General features: G+C 63.4%; 1 protein-coding gene. It reads left to right on the forward strand.

Annotated features, from left to right (window positions below):
* Window positions 1–246 (forward strand): hypothetical protein (locus KZZ06_RS21500; protein WP_219581959.1); only part of this gene is annotated, 246 nt, incomplete at its 5' end.
* Window positions 247–257: the final 11 nt, after the last annotated feature.

A 257-nucleotide genomic window follows, 5' to 3' on the forward strand; every position in this document is an offset into this window, starting at 1 on the left:
CGCTTGATGAGAAGCCTGCCGCTCACTGATGTCACGCGCCGCATGGCTCCGCCGCCCGACTGGAATCACGAGCGGGATGGCATTTGCCACACGCTGGAGATTTGCGACCGCGACGGCTGGATGATTTCAGCGTGGGAGCTCAGCCCCGCTGAACTGGCTCGCCTGCAAGGTGGAGCTCCGCTGTTCCTGCATATCCAGGGCAGCAACCATCCTGTCGTCGCCCTGTCCGTCGGCGGAGAGGGCTGATGGATGACCAT

Source organism: Sulfitobacter sp. CW3 (assembly GCF_019392245.1).
Classification (GTDB): Bacteria; Pseudomonadota; Alphaproteobacteria; order Rhodobacterales; family Rhodobacteraceae; genus Sulfitobacter.